General features: G+C 65.5%; 6 protein-coding genes and 2 pseudogenes. 3 read left to right on the top strand and 5 right to left on the bottom strand.

Features of this window, described 5'->3' with window-relative positions; all coding sequences use genetic code 11:
- Positions 1 to 388: 388 nt before the first annotated feature.
- Positions 389 to 721 (top strand): annotated as a pseudogene (locus ACIBBH_RS41985) (IS110 family transposase); the annotation flags it as partial.
- Between the two features lie 15 nt (positions 722 to 736).
- Here ACIBBH_RS41985 and ACIBBH_RS41980 read toward each other — a convergent pair.
- Positions 737 to 1,732, bottom strand: coding sequence for a hypothetical protein (locus ACIBBH_RS41980; protein WP_399414204.1), 996 nt, complete (start codon positions 1,730 to 1,732; stop codon positions 737 to 739).
- Between the two features lie 89 nt (positions 1,733 to 1,821).
- Here ACIBBH_RS41980 and ACIBBH_RS41975 point away from each other — a divergent pair, with 89 nt between their 5' ends.
- A complete protein-coding gene (locus ACIBBH_RS41975) occupies positions 1,822 to 2,106 on the top strand; it encodes a transposase (RefSeq protein ID WP_399414202.1) in 285 nt (94 codons plus the stop codon).
- A 174-nt stretch (positions 2,107 to 2,280) separates the two neighbouring features.
- Here the strand turns inward: ACIBBH_RS41975 and ACIBBH_RS41970 are convergent.
- Together ACIBBH_RS41970 and ltrA are read right to left on the bottom strand one after the other, a co-directional pair.
- Positions 2,281 to 2,464 (bottom strand): annotated as a pseudogene (locus tag ACIBBH_RS41970) (IS701 family transposase); the annotation flags it as partial.
- 74 nt (positions 2,465 to 2,538) lie between these two features.
- Positions 2,539 to 4,095, bottom strand: coding sequence for a group II intron reverse transcriptase/maturase (ltrA, locus tag ACIBBH_RS41965; RefSeq protein ID WP_399414200.1), 1,557 nt, complete (start codon positions 4,093 to 4,095; stop codon positions 2,539 to 2,541).
- A gap of 1,071 nt (positions 4,096 to 5,166) precedes the next feature.
- Here ltrA and ACIBBH_RS41960 point away from each other — a divergent pair.
- Positions 5,167 to 5,475: a hypothetical protein gene (locus ACIBBH_RS41960; protein WP_399414198.1), complete on the top strand. Its 309-nt coding sequence runs from the start codon at positions 5,167 to 5,169 to the stop codon at positions 5,473 to 5,475.
- A gap of 4 nt (positions 5,476 to 5,479) precedes the next feature.
- Here the strand turns inward: ACIBBH_RS41960 and ACIBBH_RS41955 are convergent, their stop codons facing one another.
- Positions 5,480 to 6,454 (bottom strand): tyrosine-type recombinase/integrase, encoded by a 975-nt coding sequence (locus ACIBBH_RS41955; protein WP_399414196.1) that lies wholly within the window; start codon positions 6,452 to 6,454, stop codon positions 5,480 to 5,482.
- Entirely contained in the window at positions 6,358 to 7,650 is a 1,293-nt protein-coding gene (locus ACIBBH_RS41950; RefSeq protein WP_399414194.1) for a hypothetical protein, read from the bottom strand. The genes ACIBBH_RS41955 and ACIBBH_RS41950 overlap by 97 nt, the downstream gene beginning before the upstream one ends.
- Positions 7,651 to 8,320: the final 670 nt, after the last annotated feature.

Here is an 8,320-nt window from a genome sequence, read left to right as displayed (position 1 = left end):
CTACGACAAGACCGCGACCATCTACCTCGCCGGACTCCACATCGCCGGCATCTTCCTCTGGTCCGCCCGATGATCCAAACGAAACCGCCTAGGCTCAGAAGATCACTGAGCCTTTTCAGCAGCGACTCGGAGGGGTGACGTGAGAGTGACGGTTGACGGGCTGGCTATGTACACGAGAACGGAAGTCGTCTGTCGACGGCTTCGGGAGTCACTTCGCCGGCCCAACCGGTGATCAGTATCGATGGGTTTGGGAGTCGCTGCGGCCTTCCTCGCGAGCCGGGGGTGGCCGTCGCTCACCGCTCCTCCTCTGTCATGGGCCGCAATCGCGGTTGATCTTGATCGACGGGTATCGCGAAGAGACGTATGGTCGCATAGGCGCGCACATGGCATGCGTGATAGTCGCTGCATGGTGATCGACGACACCGGTAAGCGGCTGCTGTCGCGGCGAGTGGCCAACGACGAGGCGGAACTGCTGAAGCTCCTGGCCGATGTCCTCGCCCTGGGCGATGAGGTCACCTGGGGCATCGACCTGGCCGACGGCGGCGCCGCCCTGCTGATCGATCTGCTGCTCAACCACGGCCAGCACACGCTCTACATCCCCGGCCGAGCTGTCAGCCGCGCCTCCGAGGGCTACCGGGGGGAGGGCAAGACCGACGCCAAGGACGCCGCGATCATCGCCGGCCAGGCCCGGGCGCGGACCGAAGCACCCGTCAAAGCCGGCTGACCGCTGCATGGTTCAGCTTGATGGTCCTCCACCCCAAGGATCGTCAAGCACTGTTTCGGGGATGTTCGCCGTGAGCATTTCGTCGATGCAGCTGCGCAGCCCGACGCCGGTGGGGTCGATCCAGGTGAGCCATGGCACCGGCTGGAGCAGGCCGTCGTATTGACGGGTGCCGGGGTCGGTGAGGAGGGCGCGGAGTTCGTCGGGGGCGGGGTCGGTGACCAAGCACAGCCAGGCCAGGCCGGCGCCGATGCGGACCTCGGGCGGTCGTCCGGGATCCGACCACAGGCCCCGGGCCCACCTGGGAGCGTGTTCATCCTGGTGTTCGCGGGCGAGTTGGGCGATCGCCAGGATCAGGCTCACCTGGACTACCGCATTGTCTTCCTTCGCCAGCCTGGACTGCAGAGCAGAGGAGACGTGTGAAAGCTCGCCGGTCGCCGCCGCCAGGACGTAGGCGGTCACGGAGCGGACCTCGGGGTCGGGGTCGGAGAGAAGCGGGAGCAGAAGGTGCAGGTCGTCCGTGACGGCCTGACGGGCGGCCTGGATCGTCCAGTCCACCGGACACATCGTGCTGCCCTCGATCATCAACGGCTCCTCGGCGACCTGGAGCAGGCCTTCCCGCGATCCGTCCCCCATGTGCTGACACCGGCCGATCTCGGCGACCAGACGAAGGGTTTGGGCACGGAGTTCGGGGCGCGCGGCCGCCGCGATCCGGAGCAGGAACGGCACCGCCAGTGCTCCCACCGCGATCGTGCCGCCCTGGTGGTGAAGATTCGTCCAGAGCTGCCACAGGGCCCTGTCGGCAGCTTCGGCGTCCCCGGACGCGAGCGTGGCGAGCAGGCCGGGGATCTCCTCGCCCGGGCCGTAGAAGTGCCGGAACCGCTGCCAGGGGACCTCGTCGTACCTGAACCCGTCCTTGACCTCCCGCGGGATCGCGCTGACGGCCGCCCGCACGTCGCAGTCCGTGGCGACCCACCGTTCCGGCCAGTCGTCCCAACGGTCATCGTCCATGGCTTGGCCTTCCAGTCCATCGACAGCATCCGAACGCCGGGAGTCTAACGACCGGTGATCAAGAGACGGACCGCTTCAGTCGCGCTCCGGTGGCACCGCACCACGGCGACGTCATTTCTCGTGAGCATCTGCAGCACTCAAGATCGCCGACTGCTGCCCAAACTGCTGATCAAACGCTGCTACTTCACGTGAACGAAGCCAGCATCGAGTCGTCCCGACGCCTGGGCCGGCACCGCTGGGTCGTGGAGCGGACCGTGTCCTGGCTGTCCGGCTGCCGCCGCCTGCACCGCCGCTACGAGCGCAAGCCCGAACACTTCCTCGCCTTCACAGCCATCGCCGCGACCCTCATATGCCACCGCAGACTGACCAAGTGAAATGGCGTCTAATACTGCAACGGTGCTTGTTCTGAGTGCTGGGCAGTTTTCAGGGGCTGTGTCCGCGTCGTTTGTAGTGACTCAGGCGGGCCTGATACTGGCGTCGTCGGCGCCATGTTGACCATTGCAGAATGTGCTCGATCGGTGCTGGCCGGCGGTCGGTGAGGCGGTGGATCAGGCGTCGGATTTCGGCGAGGCTGAGGTGGATGAGCTGGGAGGATCCGTTTCTGCTTTGTCCGTGTCCAGCTGTCGGGCCCGCAGGACGGTCAGGCAGGCGTGGGCGGCCATCGCCAGGGTCATGTGGCGGGTAGCGGCGGACCTGGTAGTCGTCCAGGCCGCATTGCTGCTTGGCGGTCTGGTCGGGTAGGACCGCCGCATTGCTGCGGCGGTCCCCCCTCAGAACCGTGCGGGCCCGTTGTCCGAGCACACGGCTCAAGCAAGCCCTGATGGCTCGCGGGCGTATGCAGGTGCTGGCTTGTGTTTGCGACGTCGTTCGGCCCAATAGTCGGCAAGGACTGGGTCGTCGACGGACGACGCGCCTTTGACCATCTGATGCCGGACAATCTTGGTCCAGGAGAACTTGGCGAGATAGCGGCCGCTGTCGCGGTCGCCGAAGACCCACCGGTCACGCCTGGCCTTGTTGAACATGCCGAAGTAGCGGGAGGTGACCCAGTGCCTCGGCTTGTTCGGGTGTGTGTGAGTTGCCCACTTGTAGACGAGCTTCCACACGTAGGCGTCCAGGGCATGGAAGATGCGGCTGGACACCGCGCTCCGGTAGTAGGCGGCCCATCCCCGGATGATCGGGTTGAGCTTGTGGATCACCGCTTCGGCGTTGGCCCCTCGCAGGGCCTTGACTTCGGCGGCAAGCCGTTTCCGGATGCGTCGCACGGCTGTTGTGCTGGGTTTGATCAGGAGCACCGTTCCGCCGCGGTAGCGGCGGATGTTGAACCCCAGGAAATCGCAGCCCTCGTTGAGGTGGACGATGCTCGTCTTGTCCTCGTTGAAGACCAGACCTCTGGGTTTCAACCAGGTGGCCAGTTGCGCCTGGATCTGCTCGGCCTCAACTCTGGAGTGAGCGAAGGCAAGCAGGTCGTCAGCGTATCTGATCAGCACCGGCGAGCCCGGTCTTGTTTCACCGGCGTGTGATCCGCCGGTGAAATAGCGGACTCCGGCAGCCTCTTCCATTCCATGGAGAGCAATGTTGAGCAGGAGGGGACTGATCACTCCGCCTTGAGGTGTTCCTTCCTCAGTGACGGTGAAGCACTCCTTCTCGATGACTCCGACTTTCAGCCATCGGGTGACCATTTCCGTTGCGGGAAAGGTTCCCAGCATCTCGACAAGGTGAACGTGATCGATGCGGTCGAATGCCGCTGCCAGGTCCGCGTCCAGTACCCACTTCCGCTTCGGGTTCTTCCCGTGCGCGACCGTGAATATCGCCTGGATCGCATCCTGACATCCCCTGCCCGGTCTGAAGCCATAGGACTTCGGCTCGAACCGGGCTTCCCATTCGGGTTCCAGCGCATTGACTGCCTTGGCTTGCAGGACTCTGTCAATGATGACGGGAATCCCGAGGGGACGCCGCTTTCCGTTGCTCTTCGGAATGTAAACACGCCGGGCGGGCTTGGGCTTCCACGGAGCTGAGCTGTGCTGGACCCAGGTGGCCAGCTCGGCCTTTCCCGGGTTGGTGAGCACGACTCTGCCGTCGATGCCCGCCGTCCGGCGGCCAGCGTTGATCTCCGTCACCCGTCGCACGCTGACCAGCGTGTTACTGCGGCTGCGGAGCATCAGTTTCTGCAAGTTGCGGACCCTCTTCAGGTCCCCTGCCTGCGACGCCGCGAAGATGCGCTGGCGCAGACGACGTACGTTCTCCTCGGCGGCATCCCAGTCGATCGCATGCCAGTCGAGTAGCTCGTCTTCCGGTCCGTTCACCCCGCCGCCTCTAGGCGGCGGGGCGTCTAACGTGCCCTTCAGTTCCGTCGTCCTTTTCATCGTCCTCTTCGCAGGCTCACCTGACCCACGTCAGCACCCTTTCGGGCTGAGTCACTTGGGACCCTGTCCGGCCAGTTATGCGGGACGGCTGGCGGAGTGACCAGCTGTTGTGTCCCGGTTTCCTGTTGTCTTTCGGCCACCGGCGTTCGCTTCTTGGGTCATCCTGTTCCCGCCGGGGATTTGAGCTTTCCTTGCGGTCGGCCTACCCGATGCACTGTGTGACCGGGACCCCTGCGGGGTTTCCACGTTCTGCATGAGCGAGATGCGAGCGGGATGGGTGCCCTCTCTACCCCGGGACGGCGGTGTTCTCCCGGCTGACTGCTTCTCTCCAGCCGGCGCCCGCCGCTTCTCAGCGGCCAGTCCTGTACCCCGCTGGAACGTCCCATCGGCGGGGTTCGAAGTTACGAGGCATGGCCAAGGGTTCATTCACATTCACCCGTCCGCTCATTCCCCTTGCCTGTAACTCCCGGATGGAACGGGAGCCCTTGGGCTTTTCCCCCGGGCTTCGCACCCTCCCGTTACCAGGAACGCACGCCGGGGCGGGGACAGGCCCTGAACACTGGCCCGGAACTACACCTTCCTCAACGGAACCTCCCCTCGGTGAGCTCACTCAGCTCAAGCAGCCTCGTGTCGCACGAAGCATTCCTCGACCGCCCAGCGGCTGCCCGCGATGCGGATCAGCTGGTCCAGCGTCGTGCCGGCCGGACAGTAGGCGATGTAGTAGGAGAGACTTCGACGTGACCTTCGGGAGCTCCAGGGCCAGGTGCAACTGAACGTGTTGTGCGGCTTCCTGCGGGCGATCGGACGTTCCTTGGACAAATCTGTAGTGCTCGCGCCGGAGACTGACCCCGGGCACCAGGTGCTCGGCTTCGATGTCGACGCGGACCGTGTGGTGTTGCTGGCTGATCCGCACTTCACCGGGTGGCACCGGTCCCCGTCGTGCTGAACCCGGCGTCGTCCGCAGGCCGGGAGCCGGCGGAGCCGGGAACTGCATAGGCTGCAGCGGTGATCGTCCGATGCATCAAAATCATCCAGCCCGGGACCTCGACGGTAGTGAGCGAGCATCCAGGCGTGCGGATCGGCGAGGAGTACCCGGTCCTCGAAGTGTCCGCCGCTCGGCCCAGCGTCCTGTTCCGCCTTCCTGACCGCAATGCGAGGCGAGACGAGATCGACTCCCCTGGACTGTGGGACGCGGCCATGTTCGAGATCGTGTCCGATCGGATGCCGACCTGTTGGGTCACCGCACTGAACGACGGCAGGCTGAGCCTGGCGCCCCAGGAGTGGCAGCGACCTGGTTTCTGGGAGGACTTCTTCGATCACCTGCCGGACGCGGTCGCCGAATATGACCGGCTCAAGGCCCAGATCATCGCGGAGGCGTGAGGACCTAACCAAGGGCAGCGACACCGTCCTCCCCTCGGCCGATTTGGGCTCGCAGACGTTCGGCCTGCTGTTTCTTGTCGGCGATGTGCCGCAGGCTCTCCTGTAGTCCGGCGACCTCGCCGAGCCACTGCATCCGCTGGGCCTCTCCCAGGCGCTGGTGGGTGTTGGTCTCGATCTCCAGCAGCCGGGGCTCCTGGGCCAGGTCAAGCCGGAGCATGGGGCACCTGACACAGGCGTTTTCATGCTGGCAAGGGGTCCCGTAGGGCCGGTCGCAGGTGCCGAGTGCGACCTTGCGCAGGCTGAAGTGGTCACGGAAGTCCTGCCACTCGGTGTCGCTGGGCTCGCGGTACTCCTCGCTGGGACGGTGCGTTCGGCGCTGGTCGACGAACTGCCGGTAGTGGCGGATCACTTCCTCGGGATAGACAGCGACGTAAGCCTGAGTGGTGTTGAGATCGAGGTGGCCAAGGAGCTTCGCGGCAATGTGGATCGGCAGGCCGCCGTTGACCGTCTCTGTCGAGAAGATTCTGCGGAAGTCGTGCGGCGTGAACCTCAGCGGTGTCCCGTCGACGTCGACGATGCCAGCCCGCAGCGCAAGCTCGGTGAGGAACTCGCGGATCCGTTTGGGGGAGATGACCTGCAGCCGGTGCTGGGAGGGGCACTGAAACAGGTACGGCATCGGTGGGCCGAAGACCCGCTCGTAGCCGTCGTACCGGGTCAGCAGCGGCACTCGCTCGCCGGTGCCCTTGATGCGGCGAATGATCCGGGCGAGCACCGCGACCAGGTCCGGGTCGGCGGGGATGACGCGCTCACGGTCGGTCTTGGACGGGCTGATCTGCAGCAGCGGCACCGTCTCCCCAGTCGGCGCCTGGTACTGACGCAGACTCAGGTGGGTGAGTTCCAGCAGTTCCTCGATCCTGGCCCCGGTGCGTCGCAGAACCTCGATGCTCGCCAGGTCCAGAACGCGTTGTTCTCCTCGCATTCGGCATCGAACCGCGGCCCCAGTTCACCGACGGGGGCGAGGAACAGCGCGGTGGGACGCCAGTGGCTGCCGTCCCTGCCGGTGCGTCGATACTGCGAGCCCTCAACGGTGAACTCCTCACCAGGCTTCGCGGAGCGGGCTGCCTGCAGCAGCAGCGTGGCACGTTGCAGCCGGGCCTCGGCAGCGCGGACGAGCTGCGGCAGGACGGGGACCAGGGTGCGGGTGCGCTGCTGCATTCGCGCCTGCCGGTGCCGGGTCTCCTTGATGTAGCCGCGGATGTCGGCCTCGCTGATCGGGCAGGGTGCTGCCCAGGCCGCCCAGCGGGCCGGGTCCTCCATCGACCATTGTGAGAGGTCCAGGTAGAAGGAGCGGACGGCCAGGAACACTGCGTGGGCGGTGCGGCGCGGTCGCCCGTCGGGCAGGACCCGGACGCGTTGCTTCCATGCCTGGGCGACCTCGTCAGGCAGGTTGAGCGAGGAGATCGTGGGGTGATGGCGTTGCAGGTCGCCCCAGAACAGGTCGGCCAGCATCTGGGCGTGGTTGACCAGGGAGCCGTAGTCCAGGACGGCGGATCGCTCGGCAAGGTAGTGGACGAGCACGTCGCGGACCGCGCGGTTGGCGATCGGATGGCGGTCGATCAGCTCGGCGGGGGTGAGCTGGCCGCGGGCCTGGGCCTCGCGCAGGGTCGGTGGCGAGTCCTTCAGACCGCCGACGGCGTGAAGGATGTCGTAGGCGAGGGGCAGGGCCGTCACTGTGCGGCCGTTGTCCCGACGGGCCCTGGCGTAGTCGGTGAGGTCCTCCAGGTCGAAGGCCATGAGGTCCTTGCCGGTGACGATGCTCATGCGGGTGAGCACGTTCAGGGCTTCGGTCGCGTGCTCGTCGCAGCGCTGTCCGCCGGCGCGCTGCTTGAGTTCGGCGAACAGTGCCGGCTGGTTGTGCCGACGGTAGGCGTCGTAGACGCCCAGGAGGCGGCTGCCGAAAAGCCAACCGTAGGAGGGCCGGATCACCTGAGGGACGATCAAGGTGCCCAGACCGGCGGTGAAGCGCGACCGGGTGCCCGCGCTGAGCCCTTGCGGTCCCCAGCCGGAGCCCAGGTCGTCGGAACCGCTCAGCAGCCATCGGTCCTGCCAAGTGTCGGCAGGGAATCCCTCCAGCCAGTCGAAGATGCGCGTCAGTGAGAGCTGCTGGCGCCACATGTCATCGTCATGCCGTCTCGGTGGTCGCGCCGAATCGCGGCGTACAGCTCGACCTTCGACATCTGCGGCATGACCAGGGCCTTTCACCAGGAGCACTCCCGATGCTGGTCTGGCAAGTACCCCGGTGACGTCGAAACTCGGGTTCTGGCACAACTTCTGTCAAGTGAATCCGAAGAGTTAGATGCCTGCCGTTTCATGTTGCTTTTGCCGATGGAGGCTGCCCATGTTGTGCCTGCCGGATGCGCTGGGCGAACATGCGGGTGACAGAGTTCAGGACCTTGGGATCGGCTGCGGTGGTTGGGCCGACTGTGTTGATGACCACGTAGGCAAAAACGGAGTCCAGGCGGAGAGTGATCGAGGTGCTGCAAGTCCGCCCGGCAGTAGTGCCGATGCAGTAGGAGGCCGTGAACGCTGCGTCGACGTCCGGGATCTGTGCGGGCCCAGCTTGGGCGCTTGCCATCTTGGACTTGCTCTCCGTGTACCTGCCGATGGCCTGAGCCCTCGTCCGGAAAGATTGGAGACCGAATCCAACAGTGCCTTCGACGTCAGTCGCAGCGTAGCCCAGGTGGCCGTAGGCTAGGCAGTTTCGTTTGGATCAGTCGGTCGTTGGTCCGGGTGTGCCGTTGACTGATGCGCAGTGGGCGCGGATCGAGCCGTTGCTCCCGGACCG

It is taken from the genome of Streptomyces sp. NPDC051636 (assembly GCF_044453765.1).
Taxonomy (GTDB): Bacteria; Actinomycetota; Actinomycetes; order Streptomycetales; family Streptomycetaceae; genus Streptomyces.
The sequence above is the reverse complement of the archived record's forward strand: the minus strand, read 5'-3'. Positions and strand labels throughout refer to the sequence as shown.

Excerpts from the sequence above, each read along its gene's own strand:
- ACIBBH_RS41980 (WP_399414204.1), bottom strand. The coding sequence starts at position 1,732 with ATGGACGATGACCGTTGGGACGACTGGCCGGAACGGTGGGTCGCCACG.
- ltrA (WP_399414200.1), bottom strand. The coding sequence starts at position 4,095 with ATGAAAAGGACGACGGAACTGAAGGGCACGTTAGACGCCCCGCCGCCT.
- ACIBBH_RS41955 (WP_399414196.1), bottom strand. The coding sequence starts at position 6,454 with ATGCGAGGAGAACAACGCGTTCTGGACCTGGCGAGCATCGAGGTTCTG.
- ACIBBH_RS41950 (WP_399414194.1), bottom strand. The coding sequence starts at position 7,650 with ATGTGGCGCCAGCAGCTCTCACTGACGCGCATCTTCGACTGGCTGGAG.